The sequence below is a fragment of the Pseudoxanthomonas yeongjuensis genome (genome assembly GCF_010093345.1).
Classification (GTDB): Bacteria; Pseudomonadota; Gammaproteobacteria; order Xanthomonadales; family Xanthomonadaceae; genus Pseudoxanthomonas_A; species Pseudoxanthomonas_A yeongjuensis.
The window spans coordinates 244,019-264,558 of record NZ_PDWT01000003.1 but is presented as its reverse complement, the minus strand read 5'-3'; the positions used below and the strand labels follow the sequence as shown (position 1 = coordinate 264,558).

The window sequence follows — 20,540 nt, the reverse complement described above, 5'->3', positions numbered from 1 at the left end:
AAGTCCGAATGAGGAAATACATGAAGCAGCAACGTCCCATCGGGTTGCGCCTTGCCGTTACGGCCGCGTTGGCCATGCTTCCGCTCGCCAACGTGGCGGCGACCGAGCGGACGCCGCAAGCGCAGCGGGTGCTGGGCCGCGAGTTGCTGCAGGAACTGATCGAAACCGACACCACTCCGGACCACGGCAGCACCACCGCAGCCGCGGAATCGCTGGCCAGGCGCTTCCTCGCCGCCGGTTTCGATCCGGCCGACGTGCTGGTAGTCGGCGACCACCCGCTCAAGCGCAATCTGGTCGTGCGCCTGCGCGGCCGCGGCGAGCGCGAGCCGATCCTGCTGCTGGCGCACCTGGACGTGGTCGAGGCGCGGCGCGAGGACTGGCATTTCGATCCCTACAAGCTGACCGAGAGCGACGGGTATTTCTACGGACGCGGAACCTCCGACATCAAGGGCGGCGCGGCCGGCCTGGTCGCGACGCTGTTGCGCCTGCATGCGGAAAAAATCGTGCCGCGCGGCGATTACGTGCTCGCCCTGACCGCAGGCGAGGAAGACGGCGGCGACAACGGTGTGCAATGGCTGCTGGCGCATCGTCCGGAACTGGTCGAGGCGGCCTACGGCATCAACGTCGATGGCGGTGGTCCGGAGATCCGCAACGGCAAGCCGGCGGTGCTGTCGGTGGAAACCGCGGAGAAGGTCTATCTCAGCTTCACCCTGACCGCGCGCAATCCGGGCGGGCACAGTTCGTTGCCCACGCCGGACAACGCCATCTACCGGCTGGCGCAAGGTTTGTCGCGGCTGGCTTCGTACCAGTTCCCGTTGCGGACCAACTCCGCCACGCGCGGCTACTACAAGGGCCTGGCCTCGTTGTATTCCGGGCAGGTCGCCGAAGACATGCGCGCCGCCGCCACGGAGCCGCAGGACGTCGTGGCGCTGGCCCGGCTGGCCGCCACCTCCACTTACAACAACGCGCAGTTGCGCACCACCTGCATCCCCACTTTGCTGAAAGGCGGACATGCCGAGAACGCCCTGCCGCAGATGGCCCAGGCCACGGTGAATTGCCGCGTGCTGCCGGGCGAGGATCCTGCCGCGGTCGAAGCCGCACTGAAGCAGGCCGTCGCCGATCCCGCCATCGAATTCGCGCGCGTCGCCGAGCCGATGCCCAGCCCGCCTTCGCCGGTGAATCCCGAACTCTTCGCCCGCATCGCCGAGGTGGCGAAAGACATGTGGAGTGAAATCCCGGTTTCGCCCTACATGTCCGCGGGCGCCACCGACAGCGTGTTCTTGCGCGCGGCGGGCATGCCGGTCTATGTCTTCAACGGTATCGCCTATGACGTCGACGATGATCGCGCCCACGGACAGGACGAACGCATGCGCGTGGAGTCCTACTATCAATCGCTGCAGTTCAACTATAGATTGTTGCAGGCGTTATGAAGATCGGGGTTCAAGCGATGCGCATGCAGGATGAATCCGTAATTCCGATTTCAGTGCCGCAACGCGCATCGCAGTCGTGGCGCGATCCCGCATGAACAGCGCCGTCGCGCCGACCGCCGACCTGGACACCGCGCTCGCGCATGCTTCGCGCCTGCTGACGACCGATCCGACGCTGGCCGGCGAACAGGCGACGGAAATCATCAAGGCCGTCGGCGAACATCCGGCCGCGCTGCTGGTGCTCGGCGTTTCCCGGCGCGCGCGCGGCGACCTCGAAGGCGCGTTGCGGATCCTGCAGCCGCTGGCCGCCACGCAGGCGAATTCGGCGGCGACCCAGCTCGAACTGGGCATCACCCTGGGCCGGGCAGGCCAGGGCGATGCGGCGGCGTCGGCGTTGCGCCGCGCGGTGGCGCTCAAGCCCGACCTTCCGCAGGCCTGGCTGGCGCTGGGCGACCACCTGATGGCGATGGACGATGCCGAAGGCGCGGACCTGGCCTATGCCAACCACGTGCGCTACTCCACCCGCGATCCGCAACTGCTGGCCGCGGCCACCGCGCTGTGCGAAAACCGCATCCCCGAAGCCGAAGCATCGCTGCGCGAACACCTCAGGCGCGCGCCGACCGACGTCGCCGCGATCCGCATGCTGGCCGAAATCGCCCTGCGCCTGGGCCGCAACGAGGACGCCGAGAACCTGCTGGCGCGCTGCCTCGAGCTGGCCCCCGGCTTCCATGCCGCGCGCCAGAACTACGCGCTGGTGCTGCATCGTTCCAACAAGCCGGCCGAGGCGCTGGTCCAGATCGACCGACTGCTCGCGGACGAACCCGACAATCCCGGTTATCGCAATCTCAAGGCGGTGGTGTTATGCCGTATCGGTGATTACGAACCCGCCATCGGACTCTACGAAAAGATCCTCCAGGTCTATCCACAGCACCCGAGGATCTGGATGAGCTACGGCCATGCGCTGAAGACCGCCGGCCACCAGGATCGCGCCATCGACGCGTATCGCCGCAGCCTGCGCCTGGAGCCGGGTTCGGGCGAGGTCTGGTGGAGCCTGGCCAACCTGAAGACTTTCCGGTTTTCCGACGACGACCTGTCCGCGATGCGGCGGCAACTCGACCAGCCGCGGCTCGCCTCCGAGGACCGCCAGCACCTGGAGTTCGCGATCGGCAAGGCGCTGGAGGACGAGGGCGAATACCAAGCCTCGTTTCAACACTACCGGCATGGCAACGAACTGCGCCGCGCGACATTGTCGTACAGCGCGAACGACACCACGGCGCGGGTGGCGCGGATCAAGCGCGGTTATACCCGCGGGTTCTTCGAACGGCGCGCCGGCTTCGGCGCCGCCGCGCCCGATCCGATCTTCATCGTCGGCCTGCCGCGCGCCGGTTCCACCCTGCTGGAGCAGATCCTGTCCAGCCACTCCGCGGTCGAAGGCACCATGGAGTTGCCGGAGATCACCTCGATCACCCGCGAACTGCGCGGTCAGGCCACGGCCGGGCAGGCCATGCCCTACCACGATGTGCTGGAAGGGATGGACGCCGAAGCGCTGCGCGTCCTCGGCGAACGTTATCTGCAGCACACGCGGATCCAGCGCAAGACCGATGCGCCGTTCTTCATCGACAAGATGCCGAACAACTTCCTGCACATCGGCCTGATCCAGCTGATCCTGCCCAACGCGAAGATCATCGATGCGCGCCGGCATCCGCTGGCCTGCTGTTTCTCCGGTTTCAAGCAGCACTTCGCCCGCGGCCAGAGCTTCACCTACGACCTGGACGACATCGGCCGCTACTACGCCGATTACGTCGAACTGATGGCGCATTTCGACCAGGCGCTGCCGGGGCGCATCCATCGCGTCTTCTACGAACGCATGGTCGACGACACCGAAACCGAAGTACGGCGCCTGCTCGAATACTGCGGCCTGCCGTTCGAGGAACGCTGCCTGCGTTTCTTCGAGAACACGCGCGCGGTGCGCACCGCCAGCTCCGAACAGGTGCGCAAACCGATCTACCGCGAGGGCGTCGACCACTGGCGCCATTTCGAACCCTGGCTGGGGCCATTGAAGCGGGCGCTGGGCCCGGTCCTCGAAAACTATCCGGAAGTACCCGGGTTCCCATAGGCGAAGACAAGTCACGAACCATTGAACAACCACTGGAGAGAGAGGTGACGCAGATGAAGAGGCACGACACGAAACGAGGTGGCCGACGAATTCCGTCGACCTTCGCCCGCTTGCCGCTGGCCGCGGCGATCTACCTGGCGGTGGGTTCGGCCGCGTTCGCGCAGGAGGCCGCGCCGGCCCCCGCGCCGCAGAAGAACACCGAGGCCGCGACCCTGGACACGATCACGGTGACCGCGCAGAAGCGCACCGAGAACCTGCAGAAGGTGCCGATCAGCATCCAGGTGCTGGGCAACGAGAAACTCGAAGAGCTCAACGTCACCGATTTCGAGGATTACGTGAAGTACCTGCCCAGCGTCTCCTACCAGACGTTCGGCCCCGGCTTCGCCCAGATCTACATGCGCGGCGTCTCCAGCGGCGGCGACGGCAACCATTCCGGTCCGCTGCCCAGCGTCGGCGTGTACCTGGACGAGCAACCGGTCACCACCATCCAGGGGCCGCTGGACATCCATATCTACGATGTCGCCCGCGTCGAAGTGCTGGCCGGGCCGCAAGGCACCCTGTACGGCGCCAGCTCGCAGGCCGGGACCATGCGCATCATCACCAACAAGCCCGACCCCAGCGGTTTCGAAGCCGGTTACAGCCTGGAGGCGAACAGCGTCAGTCATGGCGGCATCGGCCACATCGCCGAAGGCTTCGTCAATATCCCCGTCACCGACACGGCGGCGATCCGCCTGGTGGGCTGGAACCAGCATGACGCCGGCTATATCGACAACCGCGAAGGCGACCGGCAATTCCCGATCCGCGATACCGAAGCCGATCCCGATGCGGTGCCCAGCTGGGGCGGGGTGGTCAGCAACCGCGACTGCACTTCGACCGACCTGCTGGTCTGTACCGGGCGGGCGAAAGACAACTACAACGACGTCGACACCACCGGCGCGCGCCTGGCGCTGAAGGTGAACCTCAACGACAACTGGACCATCAGCCCGACGGTGATGGGACAGACCGCGACCGCCAACGGCAGCTTCGCCTTCGACGAGAACGTGGGCGACCTGGCCGTATCCCACGCCTATCGCGAGCGCAGCGAGGACAAGTGGGTGCAGGCGGCGCTGACGGTGGAGGGCAAGATCGGCAACTTCGACGTCACCTACGCCTTCGCCCACCTCAAGCGCGACGACGAGGTCGATTCGGACTACAGCGACTATTCGTTCTGGTACGACACCCTGTACGCCTACGGCGGCTCGATCTACAACGACAACGGCGACCTGATCAACCCGTCGCAATACATCAAGGGCAAGGACGGCTACAAGAAGACCAGCCACGAATTGCGCATCGCCTCGCCGCAGGAGAACCGCCTGCGCTTCGTCGGCGGCCTGTTCTGGCAGGACCAGCGCCACGACATCCAGCAGGACTACATCATCGACGGCCTGGCCACGGATTCGTCGGTGCCGGGTTGGCCGGGGACGCTGTGGCTGACCAAGCAGATCCGCGAAGACCACGACGAAGCCGTGTTCGGCGAACTGTCTTTCGACTTCACCGACAAGCTGACCGCCACCGCGGGCTTCCGCTCGTTCAGGGTCGACAACACGTTGAAGGGTTTCCATGGTTTCCGCAGCTACATCGAGGACGACCCCGACAGCGATACCGACGCATTCTGCGCGAACCCGGATACGCCGTTCATGAATTCGCCCTGCGTCAACATCGACAAGGGCGTGCGCGAGCACGACACCATCGGCAAGTTCAACCTGACCTACCATTTCGACGACAGCAAGATGGTCTACGCCACCTGGTCGGAAGGCTATCGCCCCGGCGGCAACAACCGCCGCGGCAGCCTGCCGCCGTACATGTCCGATTACCTGACCAACTACGAGCTGGGCTGGAAGACCACCTGGTTCGACAACAGCCTTTCCTTCAACGGCTCGGTCTTCCGCCAGGAATGGAAGGACTTCCAGTTCGCGATCCTCGGCGCCAACGGCCTGACCGAGATCAAGAACGCCAACCAGGCCCGGATCAACGGCATGGAAATGGAATTGAACTGGGCCGCCACCTACAACCTCAACATCTCCGGCGGCGCCGCGTTCTACGACGCCAAGCTGACCGAGAACTTCTGCGGCCTGACCGACGCCGAGGGCACGCCGATCACCGATTGCCCGGTCGGCGTGATCAATCCCGATACCGGCGAGGAGTTCGCTGGTCCCGAGGCGCCCAGCGGCACCCGCCTGCCGGTCACGCCCAAGTTCAAGGGCAACCTGACCGCGCGCTACAACTTCAACCTCGGCGGCTTCGATGCCTATGTCCAGGGCGCGGTGGTGCACGTCGGCCAGCGCACCTCGGACCTGCGCCTGGCCGAACGGGAAATCCTCGGCAGCCTGCCGGCGTACACGACGGCCGATTTCTCGGCCGGTATCGCCAAGGGCAGCTGGGCGGTGGACCTGTTCCTGAGCAATGCGTTCGACGAGCGCGCGGTGATCTCGCGGTTCGCCCAATGCGCGGAGAGCGTCTGCGGTGCGGCCGGCGTCGTCCCGGAGTATCCGAACGGCCAGATCTATACGGTCACCAACCAGCCACGGATGTTCGGCGTGCGTTTCTCGCAGAAGTTCTGAGCCGCGCGAAGCCGCAAGTCGCCGCACAGGGCCCCGGCAATGCCGGGGCCTTTTTTTGGGGAAGCGTCCAGGCAACGGGCTGCTGCACGCGGTTCCACGGCGTGGCATATTCGCCGGCAGGATGGCTGTGGCAGGGGACGCGGTCCGCACCGCCTGAGCGCGGAACCATGCAATCTGTATCCGGGAGAACTCCATGTTGGGTTTGACTACGATCGGTGTCGTGCATACCGCCATCAGCCTGGTCGCTGTCGCCGCGGGCATCTACGCTTTCTTCCGCGACAAGGAAATATCGCCGCGCAACGGCCTGGGCAGGGTTTACCTCTGGACGACGGTGCTTACCTGCCTCACCGGGTTCTTCATCTTCCAGCACGGCGGTTTCGGCAAGCCGCATGCGTTGGGCATCATCACCCTGCTGGTGCTCGCGCTTGCGTGGGTCGCCGGCTCCACGAAGTTGTTCGGCCGGGCGGGCCGCTACATCGAGACGGTTTCGTATTCGCTGACGTTCTTCTTCCACATGATCCCGGGCTTCACCGAATCCTTGACCCGGTTGCCGGCGGGCGCGCCGGTCTTTTCGGGTCCGGACGATCCCACCTTGCAGAAGGTGATCGGCGTGGTCTTCCTGTTGTTCCTGGCGGGAGCCTTCCTGCAGGTCATGCGCCTGCGGCGTGCGGGTGGCGTCGCGGTACCGGCGACCTGAGTCCGCAAGCCGTGCAGTGGCCGACAACCGGGTTGTCGGCCACAATGCAAGGCATGGACAACGCGACCGACCTGCTTGAAACCGTGGAACAGGAAACCGGCCCTTCGCCGCAGTGGGCGGTGATCTGGCTGCATGGCCTGGGCGCCGACGGCCACGACTTCGCCCCGCTGGTGCCGGAACTGGTGCGCGAAGGCTGGCCGGACATCCGCTTCGTGTTCCCGCATGCGCCGGTGCGCGCGGTCACCATCAACAACGGCGTGCGCATGCGCGCGTGGTACGACATCGTGGGCATGGACTTCCCGACCCGCGCCGACAGCGAAGGCGTGGACCAGTCGATCCTGCAGGCCGGCGCGCTGATCGACCGCGAGCATGCGCGCGGCATCGGCCCGCAACGGATCCTGCTGGCCGGGTTTTCCCAGGGCGGGGCGATCGCCCTCGCCGCGGGCCTGCGACGGAAGACGCCGCTGGCGGGATTGATCGCCTTGTCGACCTATCTTCCCGGCGCCGGCACCGCCGCTGAAGCCAAGAGCGGAGCAGCGGCGAAACAACCGGTGTTCATGGCCCATGGCGGCAGCGATCCGGTGATCCCGCTGATCCATGCCGAGCAAAGCGCGCAACTGCTGCGATCCCTGGGCTTCGCAGTGGAATGGCATCGCTACCCGATGGCGCACCAGGTCTGCGCCGAGGAAATACGCGACCTGGGCGACTGGATGACGCAGCGTTTCGCACAAGCCTAGTGTGCGCCGCGTCCCAAGGTGACGCTGGCCGGCGCCACCGCTACCATGGGCCCGCAATTCCTTTCCCTTGAATCGAGGATGCAGGCGCCGTGAAGGTGGTCATTGCCGATGACGAACCGCTGGCCCGCGAGCGACTGCGTTCGCTGCTGGGCGAGCATGCCGGCATCGAGATCGTGGCCGAAGCCGAGAACGGCCTGACCGCCCTGCAGGCCTGCGCCGAATTCCGCCCGGACCTGGTGCTGCTGGATATCGCCATGCCCGGCGTGGATGGGCTGGAAGCGGCGCGCCATCTCCCCGCGTTCGAGCCGCGACCGGCGGTGGTGTTCTGCACCGCCTACGACGAGCACGCGCTGTCCGCGTTCGACGCCGCCGCGATCGACTACCTGATGAAACCGGTGCGCGCCGAACGTCTTGCGGCCGCACTGGGACGCGCCCGCACCTTCATCGCCGGCCGCGAGACCCAGGCGCCGGCCGCGCCCGGCAAGCATCCGCGCACCCACCTGTGCGCGCGCCTGCGCGGCAGCCTGCGCCTGATCCCGGTGGAAGACGTGCACTACCTGCAGGCCGAGGAAAAATACGTCGTCGTCCACCATGCGCGCGGCGAGGATCTGATCGAGGAGTCGCTGAAGTCGCTGGAAGACGAATTCAGCGCACGCTTCGTCCGCATCCACCGCAACTGCCTGGTGGCGCGGCACGAGATCACCGAGCTCAAGCGCAGCAGCGACGGCCGCGTGCATGCCGTGCTCCGCCATGGCAAGGAGCCGCTGGAAGTCAGCCGCCGCTGCGTGGCGGGGCTGCGCGATACGGTCAAGAATTTTTAAGGAACCTCTGAATGATTCCCTCTTTTGCGCCCTTGCACAAAGCGGGAAAGGCAGGAGCCTTTAGACACGGATCAGAGCGGAAACCACGGATAAAGCAACCGCTGTATCTGTCTTTTCCGCTCTGATCCGCGTCTAAGAAAAGCTCCGAATAATTTCCTCTTTCGCGTTCATTGGACTGTTGAAGCTCCTGCGAGAGCCGGTAACGGGTAGCCGGTAGCCCGAAATCAAGAGCCGCTCTCCGGCTACCGGCTCGCCGCTCTCGGTATTTAGGCTACGGAAGTTCCAAGACATAAGACCATCCTTGGCGAAACGGGTGGTTCGTGACTGCATATCTGGCTCATCACCAACTACCACCCGCATAATGGCGCATGGATTCGATCCGCATCGCCACCCGCAAGAGCCCGCTCGCCCTCTGGCAGACCGAGCACGTCGCCGCCAGGCTGCGCGAAGCGCATCCGCGACTTGAAGTCGAGCTGGTGCCGATGAGCACGCGCGGCGACGACGTGCTGGACCGTTCGCTGGCCGCGATCGGCGGCAAGGGCCTGTTCCTCAAGGAACTGGAATTGGCGATGCTGCGCGGCGAGGCCGATTGCGCGGTGCATTCGCTCAAGGACGTGCCGATGGACCTGGATCCGCCGTTCGCGCTGTCGGCGATCCTGGAACGCGCGGATCCGGCCGATGCCTTCATCTCCAATACCTATGCATCGCTGCAGGCGTTGCCGCACGGCGCGCGCGTGGGGACTTCGTCCCTGCGCCGCCAGGCGCAGCTGCGCGCGCTGCGCCCGGATCTGGTGCTGCTGGACCTGCGCGGCAACGTCAACACCCGCCTGGCCAAACTGGATGCGGGCGAATACGACGCCATCGTGCTGGCTTGCGCAGGCTTGCTGCGGCTCGGCTTCGGTTCGCGCATCCGCCTGCGCCTGGCCGCGCCCGACTGGTTGCCGGCCCCCGCGCAAGGCGCGATCGCAGTGGAGTGCCGAGCCGACGACGCTGCTACCCAGGCGCTGTTCTCGGTGCTCGACCATGCGCCCACGCGGACCTGCGTGGAGGCCGAGCGGGCGATGAACCGTGCGTTGCACGGCAGTTGCCACGTGCCGGTCGCGGCCTATGCGGAACTGCATGGTGCGCGGTTGCACCTCGCCGGCCTGGTTGGGTCGGCCAGCGACGGGCGCGCGGTGCGTAGTTCCGCCGAAGCCGCGGCCGATGCCGGTGAAGCGCTGGGACAGCGGCTTGCGACGGAGTTGCTGGCGATGGGAGCAGGCGAGTTCCTCTAGGAAAACCTTGAGGAATGTGGGGAGGGCGCCGCTGTGGGAGGGGCGTTAGCCCCGATGCTTTCCAGCTTACGTTCGTCGGGGCTGACGCCCCTCCCGCAAGTTGGCGTCGCCGCCTATCTGAAGCGGTACACCACGTTCATCGTGGTCAGCGTGTCGGTCTTCTTCTGTTCGGTGTTGACGTCGCTGTTGTGGCGCGCCTGCAACCCGGCCTTCAGCGCCAGGTGCGAATTCATCGCCACCGACACGCCGAGGTCGTTCTGGGCGAAGGTGTTGGAAGTGCCCGATTCCACCAGCAAGGTGTTTTCCAGTTCGGTGTTCTCGGTCAGGTCGAACTTCAGGCCGATGAAGCCGCGGCCGATCAATCCGGATTCGGTACGGTCTTCCTCGACATTGTGCGCACGGCGAAGACCGGGTCCGATCTGCAGGTCGAGCCGGGTCCGGTCGCCGTCCATGATCCGGGTGCCGTAGCCGACGCTGGCGCTCTGCTGGTAGCTGTAGGTGGCGAAATCGTCGCGCTCATAGCGTAGTGCGGTGGTGAACTGGCGATGCTCGCCCAGCTTCAATGCGCTCTTCGCCCCGGCCGTGTAGCGGTTGGCGGTGGTGCCGCGTTCGCGCACCGTGCCGCCGTTGCCGTCATCGACCAGGTGTTCGGCACTGGAGCGCAGGCCGAACAGGTCCATGGCATGGATCCAGTCGCCATGCGTGTACTGCACGTTGAACCGGCCGTTGAGGCTTTCGCTGACGCTGTTGCCGCGGGTGGCGGCGAAACCCAGTTCGCCGCCGCCGTCCCAGGGCGATGTTTCCGCTTCCTGGGGATCCGCATCGCAGCTGTGAGCGGTTTCTTCGGCCAGGGCGGCAGGGGCGACCGGCAGGAAGGCCAGCAGGATGAGGAACAGGGAAGTGCGGGGCATGGGGGCAGGCCTCGGGATTGTAGGGTAGAGGGAATACAGCCGAAGCGGCCGTGAAAACGGTTACATGATATCCGTAAGCGCCTGTCCATGATAGTCCAAGTGCTTGTTATGGATCATGTTTATGAAGATTCAAGGGTCGTTTGTTCAGGGTCGGCACAACTCGCGGTCGCGACGCAGTTCCTCTTGGAGCAGTCCCCGTTCCCGCTCCGAGGTGGCGGCCAGCAGGCCCGCGATGTTGGACTGGATGCGCGGGCAGGGCGGACCGGGATCGCCGAATGCCCTGGCGATGGCGTCCATCACCCGTTTCGGCGACGGTGGCGGGCGCATGCGGAAGGCGTCCGCGCCATCGCCTCCCGGCAGTTGCGCCCGGCGGCTGCGTAACGGTGTGGGCTGGAAGCCGGGCGGAGACTGTCCGCGCGCCCACTGATGGCCCTGTTCCAGCAACTCCGCAGCCGAGACGGTGGAGTTGGACGCGGGCTCGGTGGCCGATGCGGCACTACGAGGAAGAAGGTTGGGCTGACTCACCGTTCGTGCGGATAGGGCGCGCGCCGTCGCGACCGGGGCCAAGGGCGCGACTACGGCCGGGGACGGTTGCCGGATGGGTCCCAGGAACACCAGGCGCAAGCGCACCTGTTCGCCCCTGTCCGTTTGCCCGCGGCTGAGAGGCTGGACCAGCAGCCACAACAGTCCGGCATGCACCGCCACCACGCACAACCACGCCACTGCCTGCGTGGCGCGTTCCTGCCGTTCGTTCGTCCGCATCCGGATCCCCGCTGATTGCGCGGGAGTCTGCGGAGGTCCGGGTTAAACCACAGTTAGAAATTCATTGTGGAATTCATTGCGGCGCGTCGACGACGATGCCCGGGTCGTCGTAGCGCGAATAGCGCAGGGTCATCGAATAGGGCTTGCCCTGCGACTCGCCCTGGCTCACCAGCTGCAAGGGCAGGCCATCGCCACCGATCCAGAAAGTGAACTCACTGGATTGGGGCTGGCTGGACTGGGGCCGGCTGGGCCCGGGTCCGGTGTGCCTGACCAGGTATTTCTTCGCCGGTTGGCCGTCGACGCTGTCGTTACCCAGCGATTCGACGCTCATCCCGGCCTTGTGCTCCTCGATCCTGAGCGGATCGCGCCACTGGGTCAGCGTACCCGGGGGCAGCGGTGCTTTCATCGAACGGCCATCGACCTGCATGTACATGGTGTCGCCGATGACCACCTGGGTCCCCGTCGGCATTTTCATCCGATAGCGGTCGGGGGCGACGAAGTCCATCTCGATGACCATGCTCCGCGCGCCTTGCATGTCCATGACCGCATGGAAGCTCTTGGCTTTCAGGAACTTGTCCATCGACGCCTTCATCTCGTCTTCGGGGCTGGACAAGGGATCCAGCGCGGACGCGGCTTGCTCCAGCATGCCCGCCGGTCCGGCTGGCGCGGGCGCGTCGGTTTCGGCGGGCGTCGAAGGCTTGCAGGCGGCAAGGGCGATGACCAGGCAGGCAAGCGCGAGCGGGCGGATCGACATGGGGGAAACTCCGGGGCTGGTTGGCGCGATGGTAAGGCCGGGGAAGGGCTCTCCTGCAAACGCCGGCAGCTTGGGTCCGCGCGTTGGGGGTCGCGGCGCAGGGGGATGCGTCGCGGGGTCCGGCACCGCACGGGCCCAAGCTGCCGGCGCAGCGGGGTCCATGATCGATCCAACGCGGACCGCAGCACGAAAACGGCCACGGCTCGGCCATAATCGGCGCATGGACAAGATCGAACGCATTACCGCGCTGCACCGCATCCTCAAGGCCGCCCGCTATCCGGTCACGGTCAAGCGCCTGCAGGAGGAGCTGGGCTGCTCGCGCGCCACCGCCTACCGCGACCTGGCCTACCTGCGCGATGCGCTGATGGCGCCGATCGAGGGCGATGGCGAAGCGGGTTTCCGCTACGTGGCGGGAGAAAGCGAGCGCTTCGAACTGCCCGGCCTGTGGCTGAGTTCGGAAGAACTCTATTCGCTGCTGGCCGCGCAACAGCTGCTGATGCGCACCGGCGGCGGCGTGCTGGCCGGTGCGCTGGCGCCGTTGCAGAAGCGCATCGAAGGCCTGCTCGCCGACCACGCCGGCGTCGATCACTGGCCGGTGGAGCGGGTGCGGGTGATCCCGCATCGCGGCCGGCGCCTGGACGAAGCCAGTTTCCGCAGCGTCGCCTCGGCGGTGCTCGAGCGCAAGCGGCTCAATTTCGAATACCGCGCGCGCTCCACCGACGAACGCACCCGGCGCACGGTGTCGCCGCAGCGCATCACCCACTATCGCGACAACTGGTACCTGGATGCGTGGGACCACGAGCGCAACGGACTGCGCAGCTTCGCCGTGGACCGCATCAGCAGCGCCAAGGCGCTGGACGAGCCCGCGCGCGACCTGCCCGAAAGCGAACTCAACCAGCACCTGGCCTCCAGTTACGGCATTTTTTCCGGCGAGCCCAAGGGCTGGGCGACCATCGTGTTCAGCGCCAAGACCGCGCGCTGGGTCGCCGACGAACAGTGGCATTCGAAGCAGGAAGGCCGTTTCCTGGCCGATGGCCGCTACGAATTGAAGGTGCCGTACAGCGTCTCGCGCGAGTTGCTGATGGACATCCTGCACTACGGCGCCGATGCGGAAATCATCGAGCCGCAAGTGCTGCGCGAACAGGCCAAGTCGCTGCTGGAGCTGGCGCTGAGCAACTACGGCCATTGACCGATCCCCGTAAGAGCGCCCATGGGCGCGAGCTCTTCGGTGGGATCCTGGGTGCGGGACGAAAAGCTCGCGCCCATGGGCGCTCCTACAAAAGCGCGGGGTCGCAATCGGTGAGATGGGCGGGCGGCAGGCTGCGGTTCCACCCTTCCGGAGCTGCCGACATGCCGAAGTTCGTTTCCGCGCCTTTCCGTCAACAGGAACTTGTCGATCCACGCCTGCTGCATGGCGTGCGCAATGCGTTCATCACCGGATTGGCGCTGGTGCTGCTGCTTCCCGCCGCGCGCGGGCATAGCGACTGGCTGGGCTGGATGCCGCTGTGGCTGCTGGGCATGCCGGCGGTGGCGTGGTGGTCGCTGTACCGGTTCCACCTGCCGTTGCGCAAGGCCACGGCGCAGGAAACGTCGAAACGCGCGCGCCGCCGCCGCCCGGGCACGCAGGCCCGGCGTCGCGTAGCTCCCGGCTTGCGGCGCCTGCCCCGCGTGGCCTGACCTTCGGCAGGGGGAGCGGGGCGCGGGTGTGTGATAGCGTGAAGAATTATGTTCCACGCACCGGAGTAAACATGCCCAAGCTTGCCCACGCCTGCCAGGCCATCGTGGTTGCCGCAGGTCTCGCCGCCGCTACCGGCAGCACTTTCGCCGAGGAGCCCGCCGCCGTGACCGATGACAAGTACGCCTGGCTGGAAGACGTCACCGGCGACAAGCCGCTGGAGTGGGTCAAGGCGCAGAACGCGAAGGCCGAGGCGGAAATCGCGGCCACGCCCGAATTCAAGCGGCTGGAAGGCCGGATCCTGACCATGCTCGATTCCGATGCCAAGATCCCGGGCGTGGAGAAGATCGGCGCGTATTACTACAACTTCTGGAAGGACAAGAGCCACGAGCGCGGCGTCTGGCGCCGGACCACGCTGGAGGAATACCGCAAGCCGCAGCCGCAGTGGGAAACGGTCATCGACCTGGATGCGCTGAACGCGGCCGAAGGCCTGCAGGACGACAAGAAGTGGGTCTGGCACGGCGCCGACTGCCGCAAGCCCGATTACGACCGCTGCCTGGTCGCGCTGTCGCGCGGCGGCTCCGATGCCGACGTCACCCGCGAGTTCGATCTGGCCAGCAAGCAATGGGTGAAGGACGGATTCCTGCGTCCCGAGGCCAAGGGGGGGCTGGGCTGGAAGGACGCGGACACGGTCTACGTCTACACCGATTTCGGCCCCGGCAGCATGACCCCTTCGGGCTATCCGCGCATCGTCAAGGAATGGAAGCGCGGCACCCCGATGAGCGCGGCCAGCGTGGTCTACGAAGGCAGCAACGCGGACATGTACATCGCCGCGTACCACGACAACACGCCGGGTTTCGAGCGCGATTTCGTCAGCCGCACCATCGCCTTCTACAACGACGAGCTTTACCTGCGCGGCAGCGACGGCAAGCTGGTCAAGATCGACGTGCCCAATTCCACGAACAAGGGCGTGGTCCGCGAATGGCTGGCGCTGGAACTGCGCGAGCCATGGGAAATCGAGGGCAGGACCTACAAGGCCGGCTCGCTGCTGGTCGCGAAATTCGACGATTTCATGGCCGGAAAGCGCGACTTCGAAGTCCTGTTCGAGCCGACCGACTCCACCTCGCTGGCCGGCACCACCTGGACCAGGAACCACGTCGTGTTGAACGTGCTGGACGACGTCAAGAACAAGCTGACGGTGCTGACGCCTTCCGGTGAAGGGTGGAAGAAAAGCGCATTCGCCGGCGCGCCGGCCCTGGGCACCATCGGCGTCGGCGCGGTCGACAGCGACGACAGCGATGCCGTGTGGATGACGGTCACCGATTACCTGACCCCGACCACGCTGATGCTGGCCGAAGCGGGCAAGGCCGGCAGCGTCGAAGTGCTGAAGACCATGCCTGCGTTCTTCGACGGCTCCAGGGACGTGGTCGAGCAGCACTTCGCCAGTTCCAAGGATGGCACCAAGGTGCCTTACTTCCTGGTGCGGCCGAAGGACCTGAAGTACGACGGCAGCGCACCGACCCTGCTGTACGGCTATGGCGGCTTCGAGATCTCGCTGACCCCGGGTTATTCCGGCGGCGTCGGCATGGGCTGGCTCGAGAAGGGCGGCGTCTACGCGGTGGCCAATATCCGCGGCGGCGGCGAATACGGACCGCGTTGGCACCAGGCGGCGCTGAAGCAGAACCGGCACAAGGCCTACGAGGACTTCGCCGCGGTGGCGCAGGACCTGGCCGCGCGCAAGATCACTTCCGCCAGGCGCCTGGGCATCCAGGGCGGCAGCAATGGCGGCCTGCTGATGGGCAACATGCTCACCCAGTATCCGGAACTGTTCGGCGCGGTGGTGGTGCAGGTGCCGTTGCTGGACATGAAGCGCTACAGCCACCTGTTGGCCGGCGCCTCGTGGATGGCCGAATACGGCAATCCGGACACGGCCGACTGGGACTACATCCGCACGTTCTCGCCGTACCACCTGTTCGACCCGGCCAGGACCTATCCGCCGACGCTGTTCACCACCTCCACGCGCGACGATCGCGTGCATCCCGGCCATGCGCGCAAGATGATGGCCAAGATGCTGGATGCGGGCAAGGACGTGCGCTACTACGAGAACATCGAGGGCGGCCATGGCGGCGCATCGAACAATGCGCAGTCGGCGCACATGAGCGCGCTGGCCTTTACCTTCCTGTGGCAGCAACTGGCCGAGTAAGGCGAGTCGCGGCAACTCCGGTCCCGGCACTCGCCGGGATCGGTCCACGAGGGTTCCCGATCCATTGTTTCACGGCAAAACGGACCTACCTATGAAGACTTCCCTCCTGTTCGCGGCTGCCCTCCTGATGACCACGTCTTCCAGTTCCGCCCTCGCGCTCGACGCCACCGCGCCGGATGTGGCCAGGAAACCGCACGAAGTGAAGGCGCCGTTCGGCGCGACCCGCAACGACGACTACTACTGGTTGCGCGACGACGAGCGCAAGGATCCGGCGATGCTGGCCTACCTGGCGGCCGAGAACGCCTACGCCGATACGGTGCTGGCGCCGACCAAACCGTTGCAGGAAAAGCTCTACTCCGAGATCGTCGCCCGGATCAAGCAGGACGACAGCTCGGTGCCGTACCGCGAGCGCGGCTACTGGTACTACACGCGTTTCGAGACCGGCCAGGACTATCCGATCCATGCGCGCCGCAAGGGCACGATGGACGGGCCGGAGGAAGTGCTGCTCGACGTCAACGCAATGGCCAAGGGCCACGATTTCTTCAATGTCGGCGAATGGGCCGTCAGCCAGGACAACCGGCTGCTGGCCTGGGCGGAAGACGCGGTTGGCCGGCGCCAGTACGTGGTCCACGTGCGCAACCTGGAAACCGGCGAAACCTACGCCGATACGGTCGCCGGCGTGGCCCCGGAACTGGTCTGGGCCGACGACAACAAGACCCTGTTCTACGCCGAGAACGACCCGGAAACCCTGCGCACCGTGCGCATCAAGAAGCACCTGCTCGGCACCCCGGTCGCCGACGACCCGCTGGTCTACGAGGAGAAGGACGAAAGCTTCTTCATGGGCGTTTCGCGTACCGGCGACGACAAGTTCATCTGCATCGACACCGGCAGCCATGTCTCCGGCGAGACCCGCTGCGCGCCGGCCGCGGATCCGGTCGAGTTCACCGTACTGGCGCCGCGCCAGCGCGATGTCGAATACAACGTCGACCACATCGGCGACCACTGGGTGATCCGCACCAATGCCGATGGCGCGGAGAATTTCAAGCTGATGACCGCGCCCGACGGCGCGAGTACGCGGGCCGAGTGGAAGGAATGGGTCGCGCATCGCGACGACGTGTTCATCGAACGCTTCGAGCTGTTCGACGGTTTCACCGCGATCAGCGAGCGCTCCGACGCGCTGGAGCGCATCCGCCTGGTCAAGGCCGACGGCGCCGAGGAGTACGTCAAGTCCGACGAACCCGCGTATTCGATGGGACTGGAGATCAATTCCGAGCACGATACGCCGTGGCTGCGCTACGACTACACGTCGATGACCACGCCGACCACCGTCTACGAACTCAACACCCGGACCGGCGAGCGCAGGTTGCTCAAGCAACAGCCGGTGCTGGGCTACGACCCGGCCCTTTACGTGACCGAACGGCTGTGGGCGACAGCGCGCGATGGGACCAGGATCCCGGTGTCGGTGGTCTACAGGAAGGGATTCGAGAAGAACGGCAAGGGCGCCTTGCTGCAGTACGCCTACGGCAGTTACGGCCATTCCACCGACCCGACCTTCAACCTGACCAACGTCAGCCTGCTCGACCGCGGCATGGTCTACGCCATCGCCCACATCCGCGGCGGCCAGGAACTGGGACGCAAGTGGTACGACGACGGCAAGCTGCTGAACAAGAAGAACAGCTTCACCGACTTCATCGACGTCACCGATTTCCTGGTCGAGCAGGGCTATGCCGCGAAGGACCGCGTCGCCGCTCATGGCGGCAGCGCCGGCGGCCTGCTGATGGGCGCCATTTCCAACATGGCGCCGGGCAAGTACCGGGCGATCGTGTCGCAGGTGCCGTTCGTGGACGTGACTACCACCATGCTCGACCCGAGCATCCCGCTGACCACCAACGAATACGACGAATGGGGCAACCCGGAACAGAAGAAGTTCTACGATTACATCGTCACCTATTCGCCGTACGACAACATCAGCAAGCAGGCCTATCCGGCGATCTTCGTCGGCACCGGCCTGTGGGATTCGCAGGTGCAGTACTGGGAACCGGCCAAGTACGTGGCGAAATTGCGCGATGAGAACACCGGCACGCTGCCGCTGGTGTTCCGCATCAACATGGAAGCCGGCCACGGCGGCAAGTCCGGGCGTTTCCGCCGCTATCGCGAGACCGCCGAGTACTACGCCTTCGTGCTGGACCAGCTGGGCGTAACCGAACCGGCCGCGAAATAACCCGGCTCGTCGTAGGAGCGGGCCTTGCCCGCGATGCTCTTCTTTCCGTTTCCACGTCCGTTTCCACGAAAAGGCATCGCGGACAAGGCCCGCTCCTACATGGATATGATGCTGCCATGACCGGACGATCGCGCCTCCGCTGGGCCTGGTGGCTGCTGGCCTACGCCTGCCTGGGCGCCGGCATCGTCGGCATCTTCGTGCCCGGCCTGCCGACCACCGTATTCATCCTGATCGCTGCGTATGCCGCTTCGCGCGGTTCCGATCGGCTGCATCGCTACCTGCTCGAGCACCCGCGCTTCGGACCGGCGATCCGCGACTGGCAGGCGCATGGCGCGGTGTCGCGGCGGGCCAAGTGGGCGGCGACGATGGCGATGGTGGCCAGCGCCCTGGTGCTGCTGGCGATCATGCTCTCGGTCGGCGGCCATCGCTGGTGGATGGCGGCCCTGCCCATCCTCTGCATGGCCGTGGTCGCGACATGGTTGTGGCTGCGCCCCGAGCCATCCGCCTGACCCCGCCGGTTCACGCCGGTCTGGCTATACTTCGGCCATGAACAAATCCATGCGCATCACCCTTTCCGGCATCGTCCTCGCCTTGCTTGCCGGTTGCGGCGCCAAGGGTCCGCTGATCCTGCCGGAGAAGGCGGTTCCGATCGAAGTGCCGACGGAAACCACGCCTGAAGCCACGCCCGAGTCCGTCCCGTCCGTGGACGCGACGGAAACGGATACCACCCCCACCGAACCACAGACCGGGGACGCAGTCGAAACCCCGGTGCCGCCGGCGAAGGATGACTGACACGCCGGCCCCCGCCACAGCCGTGGTGCGCTTCTCCAAGATGCACGGCGCAGGCAACGATTTCGTGGTCATCGACCTGCGCGACGGGACCCCGCCGCCTGATGCGGATCTGGCCTCGCGACTGGCCGACCGCCACTTCGGCGTCGGCTGCGACCAGATCCTGACCATCGAGGCGCCGCGCAGCGGGGAGGCGGTCGCTTCCTACCGGATCTGGAACTCGGATGGTTCGGCTTCGCAGCAATGCGGCAACGGCGCGCGTTGCGTCGCGGCCTGGCTGGTGCGCGACGGCGTCGCCCGGGGCGATCGCTTCCGCCTCGACAGCCCGCTGGCCACCCACGACGTGGTGCGGCTCGGCGGCGACCGTTATTCCATCGCCATGGGCGTGCCGCAGTTCGACCCGGCGAAGATACCGCTGGCGGGATTCGCCGCGTTCCAGGACCGCTATGCGACCGAACTCGATGGCGGGACCGTCCACTTCGGCGCGGTGTCGATGGGCAATCCGCATGCATTGATCGAAGTGGCGGATATCGATGAGGCGCCCGTCGCCGTGCTCGGTCCGGCATTGCAGTCCAGCAGCGCCTTCCCGCAATCGGCCAACATCGGTTTCGCCCAGGTCATCGCCCGCGATCGCCTGCGCCTGCGCGTGTACGAACGTGGCGCAGGCGAGACACTGGCCTGCGGCAGCGGCGCCTGCGCGGCGGCGGCGATCCTGATCCGGCGCGGAACGATCGATCGCCAGGTGAATATCTCGCTGCCTGGCGGCGACCTGCACATAAGCTGGCCCGATGACGCCGCCGAGGTCATCATGTCCGGACCGGCGGCATTCGTATTCGAAGGGGATTGGAAGCAATGACCGAAACACAGGAAAAACTGGGCGCGCACGAGATCGCCGCATGGCTGCGCCGACATCCGACCTTCCTCAAGCAGTTCCCGGATCTGGCGCTGACCCTGGTGGTGCCGCGCGAGGAAGGGCCGACCGCTTCGCTGGCCAGCTATCAGCTGGAAGTGCTGCGCGACAAGAACCGCGAGCTGTCCAAGCGCCTCAACGACCTGTTCGCCAACGCCCAGGAAAACGAGCGCCTGGCCGTGCGCACCCATCAGTTGACCCTGTCCTTGCTGAAGCAGACCACCGCCCAGGACACGCTGCGGGCGATGGCCGCATCGCTGGCCGAGGATTTCAACGGCGACCTGGTGCGCATGGTGCTGTTCGAGCCGGTCGCCGGCCTGGACGATAGCGAATGGCTGCAGGTGGTGGCGGAAAACAGCACCCATCTGGCCTCGTTCCGCGATTGCCTGCAGGACGGCGAACCGATCTGTGGACGCCTGCAGCCGGAAAAGAACGCCTTGCTGTACGGCCCGCGCGCCGAGGAAGTGCAGTCGTCGGCCTTGTTGCCGCTGCCCGGCCTGGGCCTGGTCGCGGTCGGCAGCCGCGACGGCAACCGTTTCTATCCGGGCATGGGCACGCTGGTCCTGCGCATGATGGGCGAGGCGCTGGCGGTGGCGTTGAAGCGTTTCGATGGCTGAAGCGAGGGCTTTCGTTTTTTGCTCGT

At 65.9% G+C, this 20,540-nt stretch carries 18 protein-coding genes; 15 read left to right on the top strand and 3 right to left on the bottom strand.

Annotated elements, in window-relative coordinates; genetic code table 11:
- Window positions 1-20 precede the first annotated feature (20 nt).
- The 7 genes from CSC74_RS10930 to hemC all read left to right on the top strand — a co-directional run bounded on the left by CSC74_RS10930 (window position 21) and on the right by hemC (window position 9,672).
- Window positions 21-1,430, top strand: a complete 1,410-nt coding sequence (locus CSC74_RS10930) for a M20/M25/M40 family metallo-hydrolase (RefSeq protein ID WP_162314493.1) — start codon at window positions 21-23, stop codon at window positions 1,428-1,430.
- Between the two features lie 91 nt (window positions 1,431-1,521).
- Window positions 1,522-3,543: a tetratricopeptide repeat-containing sulfotransferase family protein gene (locus CSC74_RS10925; RefSeq protein ID WP_162314492.1), complete on the top strand. Its 2,022-nt coding sequence runs from the start codon at window positions 1,522-1,524 to the stop codon at window positions 3,541-3,543.
- Window positions 3,544-3,596: 53 nt separating this feature from the next.
- Window positions 3,597-6,143: a TonB-dependent receptor gene (locus tag CSC74_RS10920; RefSeq protein WP_162314491.1), complete on the top strand. Its 2,547-nt coding sequence runs from the start codon at window positions 3,597-3,599 to the stop codon at window positions 6,141-6,143.
- A 193-nt stretch (window positions 6,144-6,336) separates the two neighbouring features.
- Window positions 6,337-6,840 (top strand): DUF2306 domain-containing protein, encoded by a 504-nt coding sequence (locus CSC74_RS10915; RefSeq protein WP_162314490.1) that lies wholly within the window; start codon window positions 6,337-6,339, stop codon window positions 6,838-6,840.
- A 53-nt stretch (window positions 6,841-6,893) separates the two neighbouring features.
- On the top strand, window positions 6,894-7,577 hold the full coding sequence (locus tag CSC74_RS10910; RefSeq protein WP_162314489.1) for an alpha/beta hydrolase: 684 nt from the start codon (window positions 6,894-6,896) through the stop codon (window positions 7,575-7,577).
- An 89-nt stretch (window positions 7,578-7,666) separates the two neighbouring features.
- The gene (locus CSC74_RS10905; RefSeq protein ID WP_162314488.1) at window positions 7,667-8,398 is read left to right on the top strand and encodes a LytR/AlgR family response regulator transcription factor; all 732 of its coding nucleotides are present in this window, start codon (window positions 7,667-7,669) and stop codon (window positions 8,396-8,398) included.
- A 368-nt stretch (window positions 8,399-8,766) separates the two neighbouring features.
- Complete coding sequence (gene hemC, locus CSC74_RS10900) at window positions 8,767-9,672, top strand: hydroxymethylbilane synthase (protein WP_162314487.1); 906 nt, start codon at window positions 8,767-8,769, stop codon at window positions 9,670-9,672.
- Between the two features lie 113 nt (window positions 9,673-9,785).
- Here the strand turns inward: hemC and CSC74_RS10895 are convergent, their stop codons facing one another.
- From CSC74_RS10895 to CSC74_RS10885, 3 genes are all read right to left on the bottom strand, one after another.
- Window positions 9,786-10,583: a DUF481 domain-containing protein gene (locus CSC74_RS10895; RefSeq protein ID WP_162314486.1), complete on the bottom strand. Its 798-nt coding sequence runs from the start codon at window positions 10,581-10,583 to the stop codon at window positions 9,786-9,788.
- A 144-nt stretch (window positions 10,584-10,727) separates the two neighbouring features.
- Window positions 10,728-11,345: a hypothetical protein gene (locus CSC74_RS10890; protein WP_162314485.1), complete on the bottom strand. Its 618-nt coding sequence runs from the start codon at window positions 11,343-11,345 to the stop codon at window positions 10,728-10,730.
- 73 nt (window positions 11,346-11,418) lie between these two features.
- Window positions 11,419-12,099: a hypothetical protein gene (locus CSC74_RS10885; RefSeq protein WP_162314484.1), complete on the bottom strand. Its 681-nt coding sequence runs from the start codon at window positions 12,097-12,099 to the stop codon at window positions 11,419-11,421.
- 220 nt (window positions 12,100-12,319) lie between these two features.
- On the opposite strand from CSC74_RS10885, the gene CSC74_RS10880 reads away from it, so the two are divergent.
- From CSC74_RS10880 to CSC74_RS10845, 8 genes are all read left to right on the top strand, one after another.
- The gene (locus CSC74_RS10880) at window positions 12,320-13,288 is read left to right on the top strand and encodes a helix-turn-helix transcriptional regulator (RefSeq protein ID WP_162314483.1); all 969 of its coding nucleotides are present in this window, start codon (window positions 12,320-12,322) and stop codon (window positions 13,286-13,288) included.
- Window positions 13,289-13,449: 161 nt separating this feature from the next.
- The gene (locus tag CSC74_RS10875) at window positions 13,450-13,776 is read left to right on the top strand and encodes a hypothetical protein (protein WP_162314482.1); all 327 of its coding nucleotides are present in this window, start codon (window positions 13,450-13,452) and stop codon (window positions 13,774-13,776) included.
- 71 nt (window positions 13,777-13,847) lie between these two features.
- A complete protein-coding gene (locus CSC74_RS10870; protein WP_162314481.1) occupies window positions 13,848-15,977 on the top strand; it encodes a prolyl oligopeptidase family serine peptidase in 2,130 nt (709 codons plus the stop codon).
- Window positions 15,978-16,068: 91 nt separating this feature from the next.
- A complete protein-coding gene (locus tag CSC74_RS10865; RefSeq protein WP_246193162.1) occupies window positions 16,069-18,198 on the top strand; it encodes a S9 family peptidase in 2,130 nt (709 codons plus the stop codon).
- A 116-nt stretch (window positions 18,199-18,314) separates the two neighbouring features.
- Window positions 18,315-18,707 carry a YbaN family protein gene (locus tag CSC74_RS10860; protein ID WP_162314480.1) on the top strand — a complete coding sequence of 131 codons (393 nt, stop codon included), beginning with the start codon at window positions 18,315-18,317 and terminating at the stop codon, window positions 18,705-18,707.
- A gap of 37 nt (window positions 18,708-18,744) precedes the next feature.
- Complete coding sequence (gene lptM / locus CSC74_RS10855; protein WP_162314479.1) at window positions 18,745-18,990, top strand: LPS translocon maturation chaperone LptM; 246 nt, start codon at window positions 18,745-18,747, stop codon at window positions 18,988-18,990.
- A complete protein-coding gene (dapF, locus tag CSC74_RS10850) occupies window positions 18,983-19,843 on the top strand; it encodes a diaminopimelate epimerase (protein WP_246193160.1) in 861 nt (286 codons plus the stop codon). The genes lptM and dapF overlap by 8 nt, the downstream gene beginning before the upstream one ends.
- Window positions 19,840-20,514: a DUF484 family protein gene (locus CSC74_RS10845; protein WP_162314478.1), complete on the top strand. Its 675-nt coding sequence runs from the start codon at window positions 19,840-19,842 to the stop codon at window positions 20,512-20,514. Before dapF ends, CSC74_RS10845 begins: the two co-directional genes overlap by 4 nt.
- The last annotated feature ends 26 nt before the right edge of the window (window positions 20,515-20,540 follow it).